Source organism: Kocuria oceani (assembly GCF_029524215.1).
GTDB lineage: Bacteria > Actinomycetota > Actinomycetes > Actinomycetales > Micrococcaceae > Kocuria > Kocuria oceani.
In genome coordinates this window covers 98,925-118,446 of record NZ_JARAMH010000012.1, presented here as the reverse complement: position 1 = coordinate 118,446, position 19,522 = coordinate 98,925, and the positions used below count along the sequence as shown (strand labels likewise).

The window sequence follows — 19,522 nt, the reverse complement described above, 5'->3', positions numbered from 1 at the left end:
CTGCATGGACGACGCCGTTCCCGAGATCGTCACCACCACCTGCTGCGTGGTGGGCGGCGGCCCGGCCGGGCTGATGGCCGGGGTGCTGCTCGCGCGCCAGGGCGTGGACGTGGTCGTGCTCGAGAAGCACGCCGACTTCCTGCGCGACTTCCGCGGGGACACGATCCACCCCTCCACCACGGAGCTGATGGCCGAGCTCGGCTGGCTGGACGGCTTCCTGCGTCTGCCGCACACGCGGGTGGACCGGGCGACCATCGGGCTCGGCGGGGAGAGCGTGGTCGTCGGCCGCTTCGACCGCCTGCCCGTCCGGTGCCCCTTCATCGCGTTCATGCCGCAGTGGGACTTCCTCGACTTCCTCGCCGACCGGGGCGCGGAGCTGCCCGGCTTCCGGCTCCTGCGCTCCACGCCCGCCGACGGCCTGCTCGTCGAGGACGGGCACTGCGTCGGCGTCACCGCCCGCAACCGCGCCGGGGCGCCCGTGCACGTGCGCGCCGAGCTGGTCCTGGCCACGGACGGGCGGGACTCCGTGCTGCGCGAGGCCGCCGGGCTGCGGCCGGTCGCCTCGCCCTCGCGGATGGACGTCCTGTGGTTCCGGGTGCCCCGGGTCCCGGGCCGGGAGGCGCCGCTGTTCAACGCCGGGGACGGCGCCGTGGTCGCCCTGAACCGGGGGGAGTACTGGCAGGCGGCCCTGATCATCCCGGCCGGCCAGCACGACGCGCTGCGGCAGCAGGGCATCGAGGCCCTGCGCGAGCGCGTGCGCGGGATCGCCCCGGCGCTGGCGGAGGGCCTCGCCTTGCTCGAGAGCTGGGACCAGGTGCGGCTGCTGCGGGTCCGGGTGGACCGGCTGCGCCGCTGGTGGCGCCCCGGGATCCTGTTCCTCGGCGACGCCGCCCATGCGATGTCCCCCGCCGGCGGGGTCGGCGTGAACCTGGCGATCCAGGACGCGGTCGCCGCGGCCAACCTCCTCGGACCGCGGCTGCGGGACGGGGGAGTGCGGACCCGGGACCTGGCGCGCGTGCAGCGACGGCGCGCGTGGCCGGCCCGGGTGACCCAGCTGTTCCAGCTCGTGCTGGCCCGCCGGCTCGTGCCCCGGCCCGGGGGAGGCCCCCCGAAGCCGCCGCTGCCGGTGGGCCTGGTGCGGGCGCTGCCCGTCCTGCCGCACCTGGCCGGGCGGTTCATCGGCCTGGGCCTGCGCCCGGAGCACGTCCGCCCCCACCCCCGCCTCCGGGCGAGGGCACGGGGCGGGGCCCAGAACGGTTGAGCGCGGGGGAGGACCGGCGTGCCCGCGTGGACGAGCCCCACGTGGCCCCGCTCAACACGCTGGTCCGGAGCTGGCGGGCGGGCGGCCGGTTCGTGCCGTGGGTCGACCCCGACGGCGGCGGCACCGGCACCCGCGTGCTCGCGCTCATGGAGGCACCCGGCCCGGCCACCGTGGCGGCCGGGGACCTGGGCTTCAGCTCGGAGGACAACCCCGGCCCCACCGCCCGGCTGTTCAAGACCCTGCGCGAGGAGTCCGGGCTGGTGCGCGGTGACTACCTCCGCTGGAACGTGGTGCCCTGGGCGCTGCACGACGAGGCGGGCCGGCACCGGCCGCCGCGCACCGACGACCTCGCGGAGGCGGAGCCCGCCCTCCGGGAGCTGCTCGCGGCCCTGCCCGAGCTGCGCGTCGTCGTGACCTTCGGCGCCCCGGCGCTGACCGGGATGATGCGGCTGCTCACCGTGGCGGAACCGCAGCGGCTGTTGCCGGTGCTCGGCGTCCCGCACCCGTCGCCGCGCAACGGGCACCGCCGGGCCGAGACGCACCGGCGGATCCTGGTGGCCCTGCGCACGGCCGCCGGTGCCGCCCGCGCCGCGGGCCTCAGGAACGCGGACTGAGCCGGTCCACCACGGCCAGGAGGTTCTCCAGTATCGTGTGCCGCTGCGCGCTGCCGTCCGGGAGGAGCCCGATCGAGGCGTTGTGGTAGAGCCCGTCGCCCATCTGCTGCACGGCGGTGGCGACCACGGGGTCACCCACGTCGGCGAGGACCAGCGCGTACCACGCCTCCCCGAGCCGCTGCAGGCTCGCCCGGGCGTTCTCGTCCCCCGACTGGGCCAGCCGGGAGGCCACGACGAGGGCCCGGTCGAGCTGGCTGTCCTCGAACAGCGACGTGACGAGGAAGTACCGCGCGGCGCCCTCCGGGGCCGCGGCCATCGCCTCGAGGTCCAGCTGAAGCAGCTCCTCCAGCCGCTGCAGCGTCGCGTCCACGAGGGCCCGGCGGTGCGGGAAGTGGTACAGCAGCCCGCCCTTGGACACCCCCGCGGCGCCGGCGACGGCGTCGAGGGTCGCGGCGCGCTCGCCCTCGGCGAGGACGAGCTGCTCGAAGGCGGCCAGGAGCTTGTCCCGGGCCGCAGGTGGGCGCGGCATGTGAGGAAGACCTCCCTGGATCGGATGTGCCGCCCATTGTGCCAGCCCCTCAATAACTGTACCGTCTAGACGGTACAGTTACGGAGCTGTACGACCCGATCCGACCCCCGGAGGTGAACCATGACCACTCTGCTGACGCCCCGCCCCACGGCCGGCCCGCGCGAATGGGCCGCGCTCGCGGTCCTGATGATGCCTGTCCTGCTCGTGTCGGTGGACAACACCGCGCTGAGCTTCGCCCTGCCCACCATCTCCCAGGCCCTGCGTCCCACCGGCGAGCAGCTGCTGTGGATCGTGGACGTCTATCCCCTCGTCCTCGCGGGCCTGCTCGTGCCCATGGGCACGCTGGGGGACCGGATCGGCCGGCGCCGGCTGCTGCTGATCGGCGGCACCGGGTTCGCCGCCGTCTCCGCGGCCTCGGCCTTCGCCCCCACCGCCGAGGCGCTCGTCGCGGGGCGGGCCGCCATGGGCCTCTTCGGCGCCATGCTCATGCCCGCCACCCTGTCGCTGCTGCGCAACATCTTCCTGGACCCCGCCCAGCGGCGGATCGCCATCGCGGTGTGGGCCGGCGGGTTCAGCGGGGGCGCGGCGCTGGGCCCGGTCGTCGGCGGCTTCCTGCTCAACCACTTCTGGTGGGGCTCGGTGTTCCTGATGTCCGTGCCGGTGCTGGTCCCGCTGCTGGTGCTGGGGCCGCTGCTGGTCCCGGAGTCCCGTGACCCGCGCCCGGGGCCGGTGGACGTGCCCTCCGTGCTCCTCGCCATGCTGGCGCTGACCCCGGTGGTCTACGGCATCAAGGCGGCCACCGCCTCCGGCGAGCTCTTCCACGGTCTGCTCAGCGCGGCCTTCGGCGTGCTCGCGGGCCTGCTCTTCGTCCGCCGCCAGGCGACCCTGGAGCACCCGGTGCTGGACCTGGGACTGTTCCGGTCCCCGGAGTTCACGGGCGGGGTGACCGTCAACGTGCTGGGCAACGTGGGCCTCTACGGGTTCCTGTTCATGCTCACCCAGTACCTGCAGCTCGTGGTCGGCCTCGACCCGATGGCCGCGGGTCTGACCATGGTGCCCGGCCTGGCCCTGACCGTCCTCGCCGGCTTCCTGGCCGTGCGGGCGGTGCGCCGCTTCTCGGCGCGCACCGTGATCACCACGGGCATGCTGGTGTCCGCGGCCGGCTTCCTCGTGGTCGCCCTGGCGGACCTGTCCGCCCCGGCCGGGCCCCTGGTGGCCCTGGCCGCCTTCTGCCTGGTCGGCACCGGGATCGGCTTCGCCGAGACGCTGTCCAACGACCTCGTGCTCACGGCCGCTCCGCCGCACAAGGCCGGCGCGGCCTCGGCGATCTCCGAGACCGGCTACGAGGTCGGCGCGGTGCTGGGCACGGCGGTGCTCGGCGGCCTGCTGACCGCCTTCTACCAGAGCCACCTCGACCTGCCGGCCGCCCTGGCCACCGGCCCGTCCGCCGCCGCGCACGAGACCCTCGGCGGTGCCGTCGAGATCGCCGAAGGCGCCGGGGCGCTGGGCCCGGCCGTGCGGGACGCCGCCTTCGGTGCGTTCACCGCGGGCATGCACTGGACGGCCGTCGTCATGACCGTGCTGGTCGCCCTGGCCGGGCTCACGGTCGCCCGCGTGCTGCGGCCAGCCACGCGCTGAGCAGCTCGGCGTCGACCCGACCGGCCCGCAGCCCCACGTGACCGTCGGGGCGCACCACCGTGCCGCCCTCGCCCGGGCGGTCCTCGAGCCGGTGGACGTGCACCCGCGGCCCCGGCGTGCCGGGCCCCGCGCCGAGGGCCGCGGCGTCCAGCCCCGGGGCCGAGCGCTCCAGCAGGACGTGGAAGCCCGGTGCCGCCGTGAGCCCGTGCAGCCGCACGGCCCGGCCGCCGCAGCGCACCAGCGCGTCCGGGAGGCGGTCCCCGGGCCGCGGCGTGCCGTGCACCCGCCCCGACGTCACGGAGAGCGGACTGCCCCGGTACCGGACGTGGAACTGGGCGAGCACGCCCATCCCCGCCGCCGTCAGCCGGTGCCGCCCCAGCAGCGCCGGCGCGGCCGGAGCGGCCAGCGGGGCGACACGGCCGCGCAGGGCGCGGGGAAGGGGACCGGTGCCCGCCTCACCCCAGAACAGGACGTGCGTCAGGGCCAGCACCAGCCGGCCCGCGGGGCGGCGCTCCTGCTCGTAGGTGTCCAGCAGAACCTCCTGCGCCGGGCCCCCGGGAACCGGGGGCACGGCACAGGCCAGCTTCCAGCCGAGGTTGAGCGCGTCGAGGATGCCGGTGTTCATGCCCTGCCCGCCGGCGGGGGAGTGGGCGTGCGCGGCGTCCCCCACCAGGAACACGTCGCCCTCCCGGAAGCGCCCGGCGAGGCGGTGCTGGAGCCGGACGCGGGAGGACCAGGCCGCCCGGAGCATGCGGACGGGCAGCCCCGAGGCGTCGAGCACGGCCTGCAGCTCCTCCTCGGGAACGGGCGGGCCCGGCTGGCCGAACGGCGCCCCGGAGGGCGAGGAGCGGGTGGTCGCCAGCAGCCGCCACGGCGCCCGCTCGCCGATCGCGAAGAGGAACACCAGTCCTCCCGCCGCGGCCGCCACGTGGGCCCGCCCCGGGAGCAGGCCCTCCAGCTCGAGGTCGGCCAGCAGGATCTCCTGCCGGTACGGCCGGCCGCGCCAGGTCACCCCGGCGGCGGCGCGCACGGTGCTGCCCGGCCCGTCGCACCCGGCCAGCCAGCGGAAGGACGCCTCCTCGAGCGCTCCGTCGCGGTGCAGCACGGCCCGCTCCCCGCTGCGGCCCACGAACTCGGTGCCCCGCTCCACGGTCACGCCCCGCCGGGCCAGGGCCGCCCGCAGCACGGCCTCCACCTCGGCCTGGCGGGCCAGCACGGGGTGCGGGAACGCGGTGCCCGGCAGCGTGACGTCGTCGAGCCGGGCCGTGACCACCCGTGGACCCAGGTGCAGGTCCACCACCGGGGCGGTGTCGGCGCGGCTGAGCAGCTCGTCGGCGACCCCGAGCGGGCGCAGCCCCTCGAGGGTCCGCGGGTGCAGGATCAGGGCCCGGGACGGGCGGAACTCCTCGGTCCGGCGCTCGACCACCCGCACCCGTGCCCCGCAGTCGTGGGCCTGCAGGGCCAGGGCCAGGCCGCTCGTGCCCGCCCCGACCACGAGCACGTCGGTGGGGGCCTCCGCCCCGGCCCCCGGGGTCATGGCCCCGGGGGCGGGTCCACCGCGGTGAGCACGCTCCACGCGGGGGCGCCGTGGCCCGCCACCAGCTCCGGCTCCTGGAGCACCTCGTCGCGGTGCAGCCCGGGGAAGACCACCGCCTGCACCGACGCCGGCTCGCCGACCAGGGAGAGCACCCACCCGAGGGCCTGCACGTAGGCGCGGGCGCGCTCCGGGCCGTCCCACTCGTAGACGCCGCGGTAGCGGCCCCGGTCGTCGTGGGCCAGCCAGAGCTTGGAGACGAACCCCGGGAAGCCCGCGAACAGCGGGGTGTTGAGCTCGCTCTCCCACCGGAACAGGGTGTGCCCCCGGCCCCGCACCGCGCGCAGCCGGAAGACGACGACGAGCACGGCGGGCTCACGCGGGTCCTCGCCGTCCACCGTGGTCTCGCGGTAGACCCGGGAGCCCGTCCCGTCGGCGAAGTCCAGGCGCGCTCCCCGGTGGCCGGCCGGCTGGTGCAGGCGCCGCTCCGCGAGCAGGGCGGCCGTGGAGGACACGGACCCCGCCACGGCCCGGACCGCCGGTCCGGTCCCCAGGAACGGGCGGGTGATCGTCTGCGCTGTGCGTGGTGCTGTCATCGGATGATCCGCCTCCGGCTCGGGGACGTCCGGCCTCCAGGGTAGGACCGTGGACTCCGGCCCGTGCCCCGACCTGGGAAGTCACCGCTTTGTTGCGGCGGCCGCCGTGACCCCCGGGCGTGCCGCGGCCGCCGCGGACGTAGGCTCGGCACACAGGGCCCGTCCCGGCCCGGGCCGGAAGGAGCGATCGCGATGACGCCGCAGCAGCTGTTCGAGGACGCCGCCCGCCGCCCGTCCCAGGTGGCGCGGCAGGTGCTCGAGGGCATCCCCCTCGGCGTGCTGCACACCATGCCCGGCGGGACCTCCAACTCCGTGGCGTGGCTGGTCTGGCACGCGGCCCGGCAGCAGGACGCGCAGGTGGCCCGTCTGGCCGGCACCGAGGAGGTGTGGACGGATCAGGGCTGGAACGAACGGTTCGGCCTCCGTCTGCCCGACTCCTCGATGGGCTTCGGGCACCGGCCGGAGGACGTGGCGCGGGTCCGGGTGCCGTCCGCGGAGCTGCTCCAGGGCTATCTCGACGCGGTCGTCGAGCGCACCGTGGACTACGTGCGCGGCCTCACGGACGCGCAGCTCGACGAGGTCGTGGACCGGTCCTGGGACCCGCCCGTCACCCGGGGCGTGCGCCTGGTCAGCACGGTCGACGACGCCGCCCAGCACCTCGGCCAGGCCGCCTACGTCCGGGGCCTGGTCGACGGCGGGTGGTCGGGGCCGTACTGACGGCTGCCAGGAGCCCGTGCGGCCCGGCGCCGCCGGTCCAAGCGGTTGTCTTTGCATCGAGACGTTGTGTGACAAGGCGCCGATGTGGGGACGGCCCTTTCCTCGGTGGTCACCGTCCGTTCGCTTAAGCTGAGCACGCTGGGTCCCAGCACCTCGTTCCGCCGCTCCGTTCCTGCCGTCGCCGTCGGCGACTCCCTGGGGGAAACACCGTCATGCCCCGCAACTCCTCTCACCGTCCGTCCACCGCCGGCCTGCGCCGGCGCGCCGCCTCGCCGGTCACCGCCCTGACCGCGTTCTCGGCGCTGGTCGCCGTCAGTGTGGCGGTCAGCTCCGGCATCGCCCCGGACGCCGGCCCGGCGCGCGGCTCGGCCTTCGGCACGCCCTCGGAGGCCGCGGAACAGGTGGAGCGGACCGAGAGCCGGTGGAGCCTGATGGCCGCCGCGCCCGGCCGGCCGCAGCCGGCCGGGCCGCTGCGGGAGGTCCGTTCGGTCTCCCCGGTCCGGGACGGCGGCGCCGGCGAGGGATCGTGGCGGGAGGGGGCGGGCCGCGGCGAGGGCGGCCGCGACGGGGTCTCCACCGTGCGTCCGGGACGGCAGCCGCCGCGGCTCTACCAGGGGGAGCTGCCCGTCAACACGCTCATCGCCCCCACGTCCCCGGGGGCCGTGCTGCCCGGTGGGCAGTTCGGCTGGCGGATCGCCCCCGACCGCGGCGGGCGGGAGTTCCACAACGGCACCGACGTCTCCGCCCCGGCGGGTCTGCCGGTCGTGGCGGCCCTGGACGGGGAGGTGACGGCAGTGTTCTGGGACGTGTGGGGCGGCAACCGCGTGGAGGTCACCCACGCGGACGGGCTGAAGACCACCTACAACCACCTCGAGGACGTCCGGGTGCGGGTCGGGGACCGGCTGGCCGCCTCCGAGCAGCTGGGCGCGGTCGGGGCCACGGGCATCCGCGTCACCGGCCCGCACCTGCACTTCGAGACCTGGGTGGACGGACAGGCCGTGGACCCGCAGTCCTTCGACTGGGTCGACGGCATGCGCGTGATCCCCGCGTCCCGCAGCAAGTACTCCCTGGAGGTCCCCGTCCCGCAGACCGACGAGGAGCGGGCCGCCGCGGACCGGAAGGCGGCCGCCGATAAGGTCGCCGCAAAGCAGAAAGCTGCCCAGAAGAAGGCTGCCCAGAAGAAGGCCGCCGAGAAGAAGGCCGCCGAGAAGAAGGCGGCCGAGCAGAAGACCGCGCAGCAGAAGGCGGCCGCCGAGAAGCGTGCCGCGGCGCGGAAGGCCGCCGCCGACAAGGCCGCTGCCGACAAGGCCGCCGAGTCGACGAAGGCCACGGCGCCGCCACCGCCTGCTCCCGCGCCGGAGCAGCCCGACGACGGCCCGGCGACAGTGCCCTCCACCCCACCGGCGCCGCCCAGGGGTACGGAGCCGCTGACGGGCACAGAGCAGCCGTTGCCGCCTGTTTCCTCACCGACCACGCCGCCGGCGCCCGAGCTCCAACCTGCCCCGGAGCCCGGCACGAAGCCGTTGGGGCCTCCGGAAGCGGCGCCGGCCCCGACCCCGACTCCGACCCCGACACCGACCGCTCCCGGGGGGATCTCGCCGACCCCTGAACCCGGAGTCGCTCCCGTCGTGGCGGACACAGTGCGGGACACCGACAAGGACGGGATTCCGGACGTCGACGACGACAACCTCGACGGCGACTTCCACTCCGACCGCACGGACATCTTCAACCACGAGGACACGGACCTGGACGGCGACGGCATCGACAACGAGAAGGACCCCGACCTGGACGGCGACGGCCTGCGCAACGAGGCCGATCCGGACATGGACGGGGACGGACTGCCCAACGACGAGGACGACGACCGCATGCGACCCGCCCGACGCGCGGCCGCGCCCGGGGTCGGCGATGGTGTCGTGCCCGTCGAGGAGACGGGCGCGCCCGGTCCTGCCGCCGCCGGTCCGGCGGCGCCGGTCGGCGACACCGGTGCGGAGGTCCCGGCCCCCTGACCGGGAGCCGGGTCCGTGCGCGTTCCCGGGAGCGGCCCGGAGTTATCCAGCAGTGACGCGGCCCCCGGCCCGGACGGCCCCGGGGCGCACTAGAATTCTGCCGCCGGTGTTCGCATTTCCGCGCGGGGGTGATGGCGATGAGCACCACGCACCGGAGGGTCCCGGAGGACACGACGGCCCGGGCGCTCCGGGAGCTGGCGGAACGGCTGACGGGTCGGTTGGTCGCACCCGGGGACCCCGACTACGACCGCGCCCGGCGGTTCTGGAACAGCCTGCTGGACGTCCGCCCCCGAGCGGTCGTGCGGGCCGGCTCCGTGCAGGACATCGATCTCGCGGTGGCCGCCGCGCAGCGCATGCGCCTGCCCCTGGCGGTCCGCGGCGGGGGGCACGGGGTGGCCGGCTCCGGCGCTATGGAGGACTGCCTGCTGCTGGACCTCGGGCGGCTGCGGCAGATCGTCGTCGACCCGGCGAACCAGCTCGTGAGCGTGGAGCCGGGCACCACCATCGGCGCTCTGGACCGGGCCACCACGGTCCACGGGCTCGCCGTCCCGCTGGGGGCGGTCAGCACGGCGGGGGTCTCGGGCCTCGCTCTCGGCGGGGGCATGGGCTGGTTGACCCGCAGCAACGGGCTGACCCTCGACAACCTCGACTCCGCGGACGTCGTGACCGCCACGGGGGACCACCTGCACGCCAGCGAGGAGGAGAACCCCGAGCTGTTCTGGGGGCTGCGCGGGGGAGGGGGCAACTTCGGGGTGGTGTCCTCCTTCACCTTCGGCGCCCGCAGGATGCCGGCCCTCGTGCTCGCGGGCAGCCTCCGCTACCGCCGGCCGCACTGGACGGGCGCCCTGCGGGCCTTCGCCCGGTGGGCGCACGACCTGCCCGACGAGCTGAACCCGATCGTCACCTTCGGGCTCGGGCCACCGGGGGACGCGGCCGGCGACGAGCCGGCGATGGCGGTGCGGTTCTGCTGGGTCGTGGAGGACCACGTCGCAGGCCGCGCCCTGGTCGACGAGCTGCGGGTCGACGCCCCGCCCGATGCGGAGGACGTGGCGGCGGTGCCGTGGCTCGACTGGCAGAGCGCCCGGGACGGGGCCTTCCCGAAGGGCTCGCGCGGGCGCTGGCAGAACCTGCCCCTCGGCCGGCTGGACGACGAGGTCATCGACGTCGTCGTCCGCCTGGCGTCCGGGATCGCCGACCGGGGCGCCGGCCTCGACCTCCACCGCCTGGGAGGCGCGTTCGGGCGGGTCGCCGAGGAGGCCACCGCCTTCCCCAACCGCTCCGCGCCGTACTGGGTGACGTCCCACGGCGTTCGGCAGGACCCCGCGGAGGACGAGGATCTCACCGCGTTCACCCGGAGGGTCCACGCGGAGCTGCAGCCGTTCGCCGAGCACGGCCAGTACCTCAACCTCCTCGGTCCCGACTCCGCGGTGCCGGGGAACGCGGACCGGGCCGTGCGTCAGGTGTACGGGCGGGAGAAGCTGCAGCGGCTGGTCCGGCTCAAGGACCGCTACGACCCGGGCAACCTGTTCCGGCTCAACCTCAACGTCGCACCGAGCCGCCGCTGAGCCGCCGCTGCCCCTCCGGCGGGCCCGGGCGCGGCCGCGTCATCTTCCGCGGCCACTCGGTCCGCGCCCTTCCGCGGGACCGGGGCCGAGCGCTACGGTCGGGGACATCCGGTCCCGGCGCCGAGAGGTGACGCGCATGCCGCTCTACGAGTACCGCTGCCCCGCGTGCGGGGTGTTCGAGCTCCTGCTGGGGATGGGCGCGGCCGGGCGCGAGGCGTCCTGTCCCGAGTGCGGGACCGCGGCGCGCCGGCTGCCGGGCGCGCCCGGGCTCTCCCGGGCCGGGTCCCCCGAGGCACGGCTCATCGAGCGCACCGAGGCCACCGCGGGCGAACCGGACGTCGTCGCCGCCCTGCCGTCCGGGCCCCGGCGGCCCGCCCGGCACAGCACGAACCCCCTCCACCGCAGACTTCCCCGCCCCTGAGGGGGCACCGCACCGTCCGCCACGCACGCCAGGAGGCACGTCATGCCGGAGCTCATCTTTCCCCTCGACTCCTCGCGGTCCTTCGAGGACCAGCAGCTCGTCGGGCACAACCGCTGGCATCCCGAGATCCCTCCGGTGGCGACCGTGCGGCCCGGGGACACCTTCCGGGTGCACTGCCGGGAGTGGTTCGACGGCGCGATCGTCAACGACGACTCGGCGGAGGACGTCCTCAACGCTCCGCTGCGGACCGTGCACAAGCTCTCCGGCCCGTTCGCGGTGGAGGGGGCCCGGCCCGGCGACCTGCTCGTCGTCGACATCCTCGACGTCGGGCCGATCCCGCAGGAGGACTCCGGGCCGCTGGCCGGACAGGGCTGGGGCTACACCGGGATCTTCGCCAGGACCAATGGGGGCGGCTTCCTCACCGACCGGTTCCCGGACGCCTACAAGGCGATCTGGGACTTCCGCGGTCAGACGGCCACCTCCCGGCACGTCCCGGAGGTGTCCTTCACGGGCATCGTCCACCCCGGCCTGATGGGGACCGCGCCCTCCGCGCAGCTGCTGGCACGGTGGAACGAGCGCGAGGGCGCGCTCATCGCGACCGATCCGGACCGGGTCCCGCCCCTCGCGCTGCCCCCGGAGCCGCAGGACGCACTGCTGGGCGGGGTCCCGGACTCCGACGTCGACCGGGTGGCAGGAGAGGCCGCCCGCACCGCCCCGCCGAGGGAGAACGGCGGCAACCAGGACATCAAGAACCTCACCAAGGGCACACGCGTGTTCTACCCCGTGTTCGTGGACGGCGCGAACTTCTCGGTGGGGGACCTGCACTTCTCCCAGGGCGACGGTGAGATCACCTTCTGCGGCGCCATCGAGATGGGCGGGTTCATCGACTTCCACGTGGACGTCATCAAGGGCGGGATGGAGACCTACGGGGTCTCGGAGAACGCGATCTTCCTGCCGGGCAACACGGACCCGCAGTACAGCGAGTGGATCTCCTTCTCCGGCACGTCGGTGACCCTCGACGGCGAGCAGCGCTACCTCGACGCGCAGCTGTCCTACCAGCGGGCCTGCCTGCACGCGGTCGACTACCTCACGAAGTTCGGGTACTCCCCGGAGCAGGCGTACCTGCTGCTAGGCGCCGCGCCGATCGAGGGCCGCTTCTCCGGGGTGGTGGACATCCCCAACTCGTGCGCGACCGTGTACATCCCCACCGCGATCTTCGACTTCGACGTCCGGCCCTCGGCGGCGGGACCCCACCAGGTGGACCGCGGCATGGGCGCGCCCCACGCGGCAGCCTGACCCGCGGGTGGTGCGGGTGCCCGTCGGCGGCCTCCCGCGCCTGCGTCCGGCGGGGACCGGAGGGTTCGTTCGGCGGGGACCTGGACCGGCTCAGGTCAGGGCAGGAGGTCCTGCTCCGTCCAGGACGTGGGCAGGTGCCCGCCGGCGGGGAGCAGCACGAGTCTTGCCGAGGGCAGGTGCTCGGCGAGGCGGCGCGCGTGGACGGGCGGGACCACGTCGTCGTCCTCGGCGTGGACCACCACGATCTCCAGGTCCGCGAGCCGGCGGCCCACGGTGGGCGGCAGCGGGAAGCCGGGGGCGCTCCAGTCGGGGTCCTCCGCGTCCCAGAAGGGGGCGGCCACGGTCACGACCCGCTGCAGCAGCGTGGGGACGCGGTGGCAGAGGAAGCGCAGGACCTCGGACCCGCCGAGGGAGTGGCCCACGATCGCCCACGGCTCGTCCGGGATGGCCCGCACGGCCCGCCCGATCGCCTCCTGCCACAGCTCGGGGTCGGGGTCCTCGGGGCGGGGCAGGTCGGGAGCGACGACGTCGGCCTCGGGCCACTGCCTGCGCACCGCCTCGAGGAGCGGATTGCCGCCGGGGGCGGGCTGGGAGCCGGCACCGTGCAGGAAGAGGATGCGCTGGACCATGGGTCACCTCGGGAACGGGGGAGGCGACGGCGGACGCCGCCTGTTCCAGCGTCCCCGCCGCCGCGGCGGGGTGTCAAGCGTCCCGGGCCGCTCCCGGGGCCGCTCCCGGGGTCGCTGCGAGGAGCGGCAGGCCCGGGCCCTCCAGCCGGTCGAGGGCGGCGGTGCGGCCGGTCAGCAGCAGCAGGAGCGCCTCCATGCTCCCCCGGACCTCCGGGCCCTCGCCCGCGCGCCAGGCGACGTCGGTGGCCACCATCGTCAGCCCGCGCAGCCTCCGGCGGGCCCGGAACGGGAACGGCATCGACCACACCCGCTCCGCGGCCGCCCGGGCCGCCTCGGGCGGCATGGCGTGCCGGCGCCCCAGGGGCAGGACGATGTCCTGGGTGTGCACCAGCACGTCCAGCAGCGGTTCCCGGACGCTCGTGCCCGGTGGGTGACGCCTCGACCCGTCCAGCCGCCGGTAGTCGGCCACGATCTCCGCGGCGGGCCGCCGGCCGCGGTCCCGGGCGTCCAGGCGCATCGCCCGGTCGAAGTCGCCGCGCCCGCGCCACAGCGCCCGCACGAGGTCGGCGGGACCGTACTGCGCCGAGGAGATGACGTGGGCGGCGACGTCCCGCACGGCCCAGCCCGGGCAGAGCGTGGGGTGGTCCCACTCCTGCGGGCTCAGCGTCTCGAGCAGGTCCGCCAGTGCGGAGCGCTCGCGGTGGACGGCGTCCCAGACGGCGTCGCGGTCCATGGTAATCTCCCCCAGAAGTCAGTTTTCCTGACTAAATTTTCCGGCGCTGACGGCCGCGCCGTCAAGGGGTGGGCATGCACGAGGACACGGGCACGAACACGGGGCTGCTGCTGTACTACCCGTACCGGGACATGGAGATCCGGGTGATGGAGGCCCTGCACGCCGGCGGGTTCGAGGACCTCACCTACGCCCAGGCCCGGATCTTCCAGCGCATCGACCCCCAGGGCTCCCGGCTGGCCCGGCTGGCCGAGCAGGCCCGTGTGACCAAGCAGACCGCCAGCGTGCTCGTCCAGGCCCTCGAGCAGGAGGGCTACGTGGAGCGCCGCCCCGATCCGGCCGACGCCCGGGCCCGCGTCGTGACGATCGCCGCCCGCGGCCGGGCGGCCCAGGCCGCGGCGGCCGCCGTGGTCGCCGAGGTGGAGGCGCAGTGGCGCCGACGGCTCGGCGCACGGCGCTATGCCGAGCTGCGCCGGGCGCTCGCAGAGCTGCACGAGGACCCCGGCGCCGACTGACCGCGCGTCACCGAGCGACCACGGGCCCGAGCGACCACGGGCCCGAGCGAGCACGGGCCCCGAGCGAGCACGGAAAAAGGCGGTCACTCGAGCGGACCCCGGTCGCTCGGTGGCGCGGAGCCCGCCGCGCGCCACAATGGGAGCATGACCGACGCCGCTCAGCAGCCCAGGACCAACCGCGCCTACTGGACCGTGGAGCCCGGCCGGGGCGAGCTGCGCACCGCGCCGCTGCCCGCGCCGGGCCCGGACGAGGTCCTGGTGCGGGCGCTGCGCTCCGGGATCAGCCGCGGCACGGAGCGGCTCGTCCACCGCGGCCTCGTCCCGGCCCGCGTGCACGAGCGCATGCGGGCCCCCTTCCAGGAGGGGACGTTCCCCGGCCCGGTGAAGTACGGGTACCTGTCGGTCGGCGTCGTGGAGCAGGGCCCGCAGCCGCTCGTGGGCCGGCGCGTGTTCGCGCTGCACCCCCACCAGGATCGCTACGTGGTCCCCGCCGCGGACGTGACCCCCGTGCCCGACGGCGTGCCCTCCGACCGTGCGGTGCTCGCCGGACCGGTGGAGACCGCCGTCAACGCGCTGTGGGAGGCGGCGCCGCGCTTCGGGGACCGCGTGGCCGTGGTCGGCGCGGGGATGATCGGGGCCTGCACGGCCGCGCTGCTGGCCCGGTTCCCGCTCGCCCGGCTCCAGCTGGTGGACCCGCAGCCGTCCCGGGCCGGGCTCGCCCGCGCGCTCGGCGTGGAGCACGTGCGCCCGGAGGACGCGGCGGGGGAGTGCGACGTCGTCGTGCACGCCTCCTCCACCGCCGCAGGACTGGCCCGGGGGCTCGAGCTGCTCGGCGACGAGGGCGAGCTGATCGAGATGTCCTGGTACGGCGACGAGGACCCCGCGGTGCCCCTGGGCGCGGACTTCCACGCCCGCCGGCTGCAGATCCGCGCCAGCCAGGTGGGGGTCGTCGCCCCTGCCCGCCGGGCCCGCCGCACTCCCGCCGACCGGCGCGCCGCCGCCCTGGACGCCCTGCGCGACCCCCGCTTCGACGCCCTGCTCACCGGGAGCTCGCCCTTCGAGGAGCTGCCCGCGACGATGGCGCGGCTCGCCGGGGACGCCCCCGAGGCGCTGTGCCACGTGGTGCGCTACGACTGACCACCGACCGCCCGATCCGAGGAGCACCGTGTTCACCCTGACCGTCCGAGACCACATCATGATCGCCCACAGCCTCCCGGACCCCTTCTTCGGCCCGGCCCAGAACCTGCACGGGGCCACCTTCACCGTGGAGACCACCTGGGCCCGGCCCGTGCTGGACGAGCACGGCGTGGTCCTGGACATCGGCGTGGCCTCCCAGCTGCTCTCGGGCGTGCTCGACGGGCTGCGCTACCGCAACCTCGACGACCACCCGGACTTCACGGGCCGGCTGTCCACCACGGAGGTCCTCGCCCAGTACATCGCCGAGCGGCTCGCCGCCGGGGCGGCCGGGATCGCGGGGCTCGACCGGCTGACCGTCACCCTGCGGGAGAACCCCGACGCCTGGGCCTCCTACACCCTCGAGCTGCCCGTGCTGACCGAGCGCGGCGGGCCCACCTCCCGGTGAGCACGGGCTCCGCGGTGGTCGACGTGGTGGTGCCCGACGACGGCGGGCGGCCCACCGGCGGCTCGCTCTACGACCGCCGGCTCGTGGCGGCGCTGGGCGGGCTCGGCCGCCCGGCCCGGCTCGTGCCGGTGGCCGGGGACTGGCCCGCAGCCGACGCCGGCGCCCGGACCCGGCTGCGCACCGCCCTGGGCGAGCCCGCTCCCGGGCGCACGGTCGTGCTCGACGGCCTCGTCGGCTGCGCGGCCCCCGGGGTCGTGGGCGACGCCGTGCGCCGCGGCGTGCCGGTGCACCTGCTCGTGCACCTGCCGCTGCCGGCCGAGACCGGTCTGGCCCCGGGGGCGGCCGCCCGGCTCGCCCGGGCCGAGGCCGCCGCGCTCGCGGCCGCCACCGGGGTGCTGACCACGAGCACCTGGGCGGCCCGCGACCTGTCCCGCCGCTACGGCACCACGGACGTGGCGGTGGCCGAACCGGGAGCGCCCCGCGGGCCGGTGTCGGCCGGGTCGGCCGTGCCGCGCCTGGTCTGCGTCGCGTCCCTGACCCCCCGCAAGAACCAGCTGCTCCTGCTGCAGGCCCTCGCCCCGCTCAGCGGGCTGCCCTGGACCCTCGAGCTCGTCGGTCCCGCGGGCGGTCCCGCCTACGGGCAGCGGCTCCGGGCCGCCGTGCGCGAGCTCCCGGACGCCTCCCGGGTGCGCCTGCACGGCCCCCTGCACGGCCCTGCGCTGGAGCGGCTGTGGACCGGCGCGGACCTGCTGCTGCTGCCCTCGAGCGCCGAGACCTACGGCATGGTCGTCACCGAGGCCCTCGGCCACGGCGTGCCCGCGGTGGTGGGGGCCGGCACCGGCGCCGTCGAGGCGCTCGACGGCGGGCCGGCCCCCACCGCGGCGCCCCGACCCGGTGCCGCCCTCCCCCCGGACGACCCGTCCGCCTGGACCGGGGCGCTCCGCGCCTGGCTGACCGACCCCGCCGTGCGCGAGCAGTGGCGGACCGCTGCGCTGGCCCGTCGCGAGCGCCTGCGCGGCTGGGAGGACACCGCCCGCGACGTCCTCACGGCGATCGGGCGGCCCCTCGGCCGGCCGGACGCCGCCGAGCACGACCCCGACCCCGACCCCGTCACCGCGCTCGACCCCGACCCTGTCACCGCCGTCGACCCCGTCACCGCCACCCACCGAACCAGGAGACCGTCATGACGAACCACTCCGCACCCCACCGGCCCGTCGCCGGCGACTGGCTGGCCCTGCGCGAGCCCGCCGACGCCGCGGCCCGCGAGGACTCCCTGCCGCTGATCGCCCGTCTCGTCCGGCACTGGGAGGAGCTGCCGCCGGGCGACGACCCCGGTGCCGCGGGCGCCGAGCCCGTCGTGGTCGTGGACCTCGGCGCCGGGACGGGCGCGAACCGGGCGTGGCTGGCCCGCCATCTCCCCGGCCCCCAGCGCTGGGTCCTGCTCGACCACGACCGCGAGCTGCTCGAGCAGGCCGTGTCCGCCGCCCGGGCGGAGGGGGCCGACGTCGTGCCCGTGCTCGCCGGGATCGAGGAGCTCGGCCGGGTGCTCTCGGAGCACCCGGCGGCCCGGCGGCTCGTGACGTGCTCCGCCCTGCTCGACCTGCTGACCCGGGAGCAGGTGCGGGAGCTGGCCCGGGTGCTGGCCGAGGAGGCCGTCCCGGCGCTGCTGGCCCTGACCGTCGACGGCGAGGTCCTGATCGACCCGCCCCACCACCTGGACCCCTCGGTGCTGGGTGCCTTCGAGGACCACCAGCACCGCGGTGAGCTCGCCGGCACGGACGCCGTGCGGCTGGCCGCGGAGGCCCTGCGGGAGCGCGGCATGGTCGTGGACGTCACCCCCACTCCCTGGTGGATCTCCGACCAGCCGTGGGCGCGGCCCCTCCTGGAGCGGTTCCTCGGCGACCGCGCGGACGCCGCCGTGGAGCACCGGCCCGATCTCACCGCGGAGGCGCACGCCTGGCTGCGGACCCGCCTGGTGGACTGTGCCCGGGGACGGCTGCGGGCCACGGTCGGGCACGCTGACGTGCTCGCCCTGCCGCCGGTCAGCTGAGGCCGCGGGCGCTCCGCTCCAGCCACAGCACGTCCCGCCCGAAGGACACCAGGAGCAGGGCCAGGGCCGCCGCCGTGGCCCCGGCGGCGAGCGGCAGGGGGATCAGCGGGACCAGGGCGCCGAGCAGCACCCCGCCCTGGATCCCGGCCACCACCCGGCGATAGGGCGAGTAGGGCAGCGGGCGGCGCCAGGCGGGCCGGGCCCGCAGGCCCAGCAGGAACAGGTAGCGCAGCGCGCCGATCAGCAGCACCCACCACGCCCCGGGCAGTCCGAGCCTGGCGGCCACCGCCAGGGAGAGGACGAGCAGCAGCGCGGCGTCGACCTCCTGGTCGAACCGTGCCCCGGCACGGGTGGCGGTGCCGGTGCGGCGGGCCACGCGGCCGTCGATGCCGTCGAGCAGCCAGGCGGGCAGGGCGAGGGCGACCACGGCCCAGCACCAGGCCCCGGCCGGACCCTGCGCCTGCCCCGCGAGCACGGGCGTCAGCCCCACGGGCAGCAGTGCCGCGCACAGGGCGACCAGCACGGAGCGCGCCACCGTGACGCGGTCGGCGGGCCCGTAGGGCTCGGTGCGGCGGCGCAGCGTGCTGCGCACCACCGCCCCCAGCCCCGCGAGGCCCAGCAGCGCGGAGACCGCCAGCACGGCGGCCGGCGCCTGCGAGGCCGCACCGAGCGCGACGAGGCCGGCCCCCAGTCCCGCGAAGGCCAGGAGGCCGTCCCGGCGGGCCGAGGGGACGGACGCGGTGGAGTGGTCCAGCGGCATGGGGTCGCCTTCCGGGTGGGGGTCTTCATCCTGGGCGGGACGGCTCGCCACGTCAATCCGGGCCGCACCGGGCGGTGGCTAGACTGCGCCCATGCCCGCCGAGACCGCACCCCCGCGCCGCGGGCGAGGTCCCCTCCGCCGGATCCTGCTGGCGGTCGCGCAGGCGGTGGCCGGGCTCGTCCTGCTGGCGGTGCTCTTCCGGACCCTCGGCACGGACTCCGCCCGCAGCGCCGTGGGCGTGCTCAGCCCCCTCACCGTGGTCCTGGCGCTGCTCGCCGGGCTCGTGGCCACGGCGGCCCAGGCCCAGCGGTGGCGGCTCGTGGCCCGCGGCCGCGGAGCACGGTTCGGTCTCCGCGAGGCCCTGGGCGAGTGCTGGGCGGCCGGGCTCGTCAACCTGCTGCTGCCCGGCGGCGTGACCGGGGACGCGGTGCGGGTCCTGCGCCGGCGCCGGCGCGGCGACTCCTGGCCCGGGGCAGGGGGCTCCGTGGTGGGCGAGCGGCTGGCCGGGACCTCCGTGCTCCTTGCGGCCGGCGTCGTCCCGGCCCTGGCGGTCGGGCCCTGGGTGGCCGCGGCCTTCGGCGCGGGCGCCCTCGCCGTGGGGGCGGTCGCCTGGCGCGCCACGAGCAGGTCCCCGGTCCGGGACCGGGCCGCCGTGTGGTCCCTGTCGGTGCTCGCCTGGGCCTGCTACCAGGGGCTGTTCCTGCTGGCGGCCCTGCGCACCGCTCCGCAGGCACCCCTGCCGGACCTGTGGGGGACCACGGTGCTCGGCCTGGCCGGCATGTCGGTGCCCGTGGGCGTGGGCGGCTGGGGTCCGCGCGAGGGGATCACGACCCTCGCCGCGATGGCCCACGGCCTGCCCGCCGGGACGGGATTCGCGATCTCCCTCGGCTACGGGCTGCTCGCCCTGATCTCCGCCCTGCCGGGAGCCGTGGTCCTGGCCCGCTGGCTCCTGCCCCGGCGCGCGGCAGCGGGCACGGCTCGACCTCCTCGTGGGAGCGCAGGACGGAGCGGGCCCGGTCCCCGGCGGCAGTTCCGTCGGCCGCGCTGAGGGCCCCGCTCCCGGCCACGGGGTCGGTCCG

At 76.5% G+C, this 19,522-nt stretch carries 20 protein-coding genes; 14 read left to right on the top strand and 6 right to left on the bottom strand.

The features are described from left to right. Window positions 1–4: 4 nt before the first annotated feature. Both PU704_RS13580 and PU704_RS13575 read left to right on the top strand, forming a co-directional pair. The gene (locus PU704_RS13580; protein WP_277551711.1) at window positions 5–1,261 is read left to right on the top strand and encodes an FAD-dependent oxidoreductase; all 1,257 of its coding nucleotides are present in this window, start codon (window positions 5–7) and stop codon (window positions 1,259–1,261) included. 26 nt (window positions 1,262–1,287) lie between these two features. Beyond that, the gene (locus PU704_RS13575; protein WP_277551710.1) at window positions 1,288–1,875 is read left to right on the top strand and encodes a uracil-DNA glycosylase; all 588 of its coding nucleotides are present in this window, start codon (window positions 1,288–1,290) and stop codon (window positions 1,873–1,875) included. Here PU704_RS13575 and PU704_RS13570 read toward each other — a convergent pair. Further along, entirely contained in the window at window positions 1,859–2,404 is a 546-nt protein-coding gene (locus PU704_RS13570; RefSeq protein WP_047801595.1) for a TetR/AcrR family transcriptional regulator, read from the bottom strand. The two genes, PU704_RS13575 and PU704_RS13570, sit on opposite strands and share 17 nt — an antisense overlap. 120 nt (window positions 2,405–2,524) lie before the next feature. On the opposite strand from PU704_RS13570, the gene PU704_RS13565 reads away from it, so the two are divergent. After that, a complete protein-coding gene (locus tag PU704_RS13565; protein ID WP_277551709.1) occupies window positions 2,525–4,042 on the top strand; it encodes an MFS transporter in 1,518 nt (505 codons plus the stop codon). Here PU704_RS13565 and PU704_RS13560 read toward each other — a convergent pair. Beyond that, window positions 4,005–5,579, bottom strand: a complete 1,575-nt coding sequence (locus PU704_RS13560) for an FAD-dependent monooxygenase (RefSeq protein WP_277551708.1) — start codon at window positions 5,577–5,579, stop codon at window positions 4,005–4,007. The two genes, PU704_RS13565 and PU704_RS13560, sit on opposite strands and share 38 nt — an antisense overlap. After that, window positions 5,576–6,172 (bottom strand): hypothetical protein, encoded by a 597-nt coding sequence (locus PU704_RS13555; protein WP_277551707.1) that lies wholly within the window; start codon window positions 6,170–6,172, stop codon window positions 5,576–5,578. Before PU704_RS13555 ends, PU704_RS13560 begins: the two co-directional genes overlap by 4 nt. Before the next feature lie 192 nt (window positions 6,173–6,364). Between PU704_RS13555 and PU704_RS13550 the strand changes: the two genes are divergently transcribed. The 5 genes from PU704_RS13550 to fmdA all read left to right on the top strand — a co-directional run bounded on the left by PU704_RS13550 (window position 6,365) and on the right by fmdA (window position 12,177). Beyond that, window positions 6,365–6,889 (top strand): mycothiol transferase, encoded by a 525-nt coding sequence (locus PU704_RS13550; RefSeq protein WP_047801599.1) that lies wholly within the window; start codon window positions 6,365–6,367, stop codon window positions 6,887–6,889. A 212-nt stretch (window positions 6,890–7,101) separates the two neighbouring features. Continuing rightward, window positions 7,102–8,895 carry a M23 family metallopeptidase gene (locus PU704_RS13545; protein ID WP_277551706.1) on the top strand — a complete coding sequence of 598 codons (1,794 nt, stop codon included), beginning with the start codon at window positions 7,102–7,104 and terminating at the stop codon, window positions 8,893–8,895. A gap of 137 nt (window positions 8,896–9,032) precedes the next feature. Then, the gene (locus PU704_RS13540) at window positions 9,033–10,460 is read left to right on the top strand and encodes an FAD-binding oxidoreductase (RefSeq protein ID WP_277551705.1); all 1,428 of its coding nucleotides are present in this window, start codon (window positions 9,033–9,035) and stop codon (window positions 10,458–10,460) included. Between the two features lie 136 nt (window positions 10,461–10,596). Then, complete coding sequence (locus PU704_RS13535; protein WP_277551704.1) at window positions 10,597–10,881, top strand: FmdB family zinc ribbon protein; 285 nt, start codon at window positions 10,597–10,599, stop codon at window positions 10,879–10,881. A gap of 42 nt (window positions 10,882–10,923) precedes the next feature. Further along, entirely contained in the window at window positions 10,924–12,177 is a 1,254-nt protein-coding gene (fmdA, locus tag PU704_RS13530) for a formamidase (RefSeq protein ID WP_047801602.1), read from the top strand. A gap of 95 nt (window positions 12,178–12,272) precedes the next feature. On the opposite strand, the gene PU704_RS13525 is transcribed toward fmdA, so the two are convergent. Together PU704_RS13525 and PU704_RS13520 are read right to left on the bottom strand one after the other, a co-directional pair. Then, entirely contained in the window at window positions 12,273–12,806 is a 534-nt protein-coding gene (locus PU704_RS13525; protein WP_047801603.1) for an alpha/beta fold hydrolase, read from the bottom strand. A 73-nt stretch (window positions 12,807–12,879) separates the two neighbouring features. Continuing rightward, entirely contained in the window at window positions 12,880–13,539 is a 660-nt protein-coding gene (locus PU704_RS13520) for a maleylpyruvate isomerase family mycothiol-dependent enzyme (protein ID WP_277551703.1), read from the bottom strand. Window positions 13,540–13,613: 74 nt separating this feature from the next. On the opposite strand from PU704_RS13520, the gene PU704_RS13515 reads away from it, so the two are divergent. The 5 genes from PU704_RS13515 (at window position 13,614) to PU704_RS13495 (ending at window position 17,683) form a co-directional block, all read left to right on the top strand. Further along, window positions 13,614–14,051 carry a MarR family winged helix-turn-helix transcriptional regulator gene (locus PU704_RS13515; RefSeq protein ID WP_047801605.1) on the top strand — a complete coding sequence of 146 codons (438 nt, stop codon included), beginning with the start codon at window positions 13,614–13,616 and terminating at the stop codon, window positions 14,049–14,051. A 144-nt stretch (window positions 14,052–14,195) separates the two neighbouring features. Further along, entirely contained in the window at window positions 14,196–15,188 is a 993-nt protein-coding gene (locus tag PU704_RS13510; RefSeq protein ID WP_277551702.1) for a dehydrogenase, read from the top strand. Window positions 15,189–15,216: 28 nt separating this feature from the next. After that, window positions 15,217–15,633 carry a 6-pyruvoyl trahydropterin synthase family protein gene (locus PU704_RS13505; protein WP_075872199.1) on the top strand — a complete coding sequence of 139 codons (417 nt, stop codon included), beginning with the start codon at window positions 15,217–15,219 and terminating at the stop codon, window positions 15,631–15,633. Beyond that, entirely contained in the window at window positions 15,630–16,820 is a 1,191-nt protein-coding gene (locus tag PU704_RS13500) for a glycosyltransferase family 4 protein (protein WP_277551701.1), read from the top strand. The genes PU704_RS13505 and PU704_RS13500 overlap by 4 nt, the downstream gene beginning before the upstream one ends. After that, the gene (locus tag PU704_RS13495) at window positions 16,817–17,683 is read left to right on the top strand and encodes a class I SAM-dependent methyltransferase (RefSeq protein ID WP_277551700.1); all 867 of its coding nucleotides are present in this window, start codon (window positions 16,817–16,819) and stop codon (window positions 17,681–17,683) included. The genes PU704_RS13500 and PU704_RS13495 overlap by 4 nt, the downstream gene beginning before the upstream one ends. On the opposite strand, the gene PU704_RS13490 is transcribed toward PU704_RS13495, so the two are convergent. After that, window positions 17,676–18,443 (bottom strand): CDP-alcohol phosphatidyltransferase family protein, encoded by a 768-nt coding sequence (locus tag PU704_RS13490; RefSeq protein ID WP_277551699.1) that lies wholly within the window; start codon window positions 18,441–18,443, stop codon window positions 17,676–17,678. The two genes, PU704_RS13495 and PU704_RS13490, sit on opposite strands and share 8 nt — an antisense overlap. Before the next feature lie 91 nt (window positions 18,444–18,534). Between PU704_RS13490 and PU704_RS13485 the strand changes: the two genes are divergently transcribed. After that, window positions 18,535–19,491, top strand: a complete 957-nt coding sequence (locus PU704_RS13485) for a lysylphosphatidylglycerol synthase domain-containing protein (protein ID WP_277551698.1) — start codon at window positions 18,535–18,537, stop codon at window positions 19,489–19,491. Window positions 19,492–19,522: the final 31 nt, after the last annotated feature.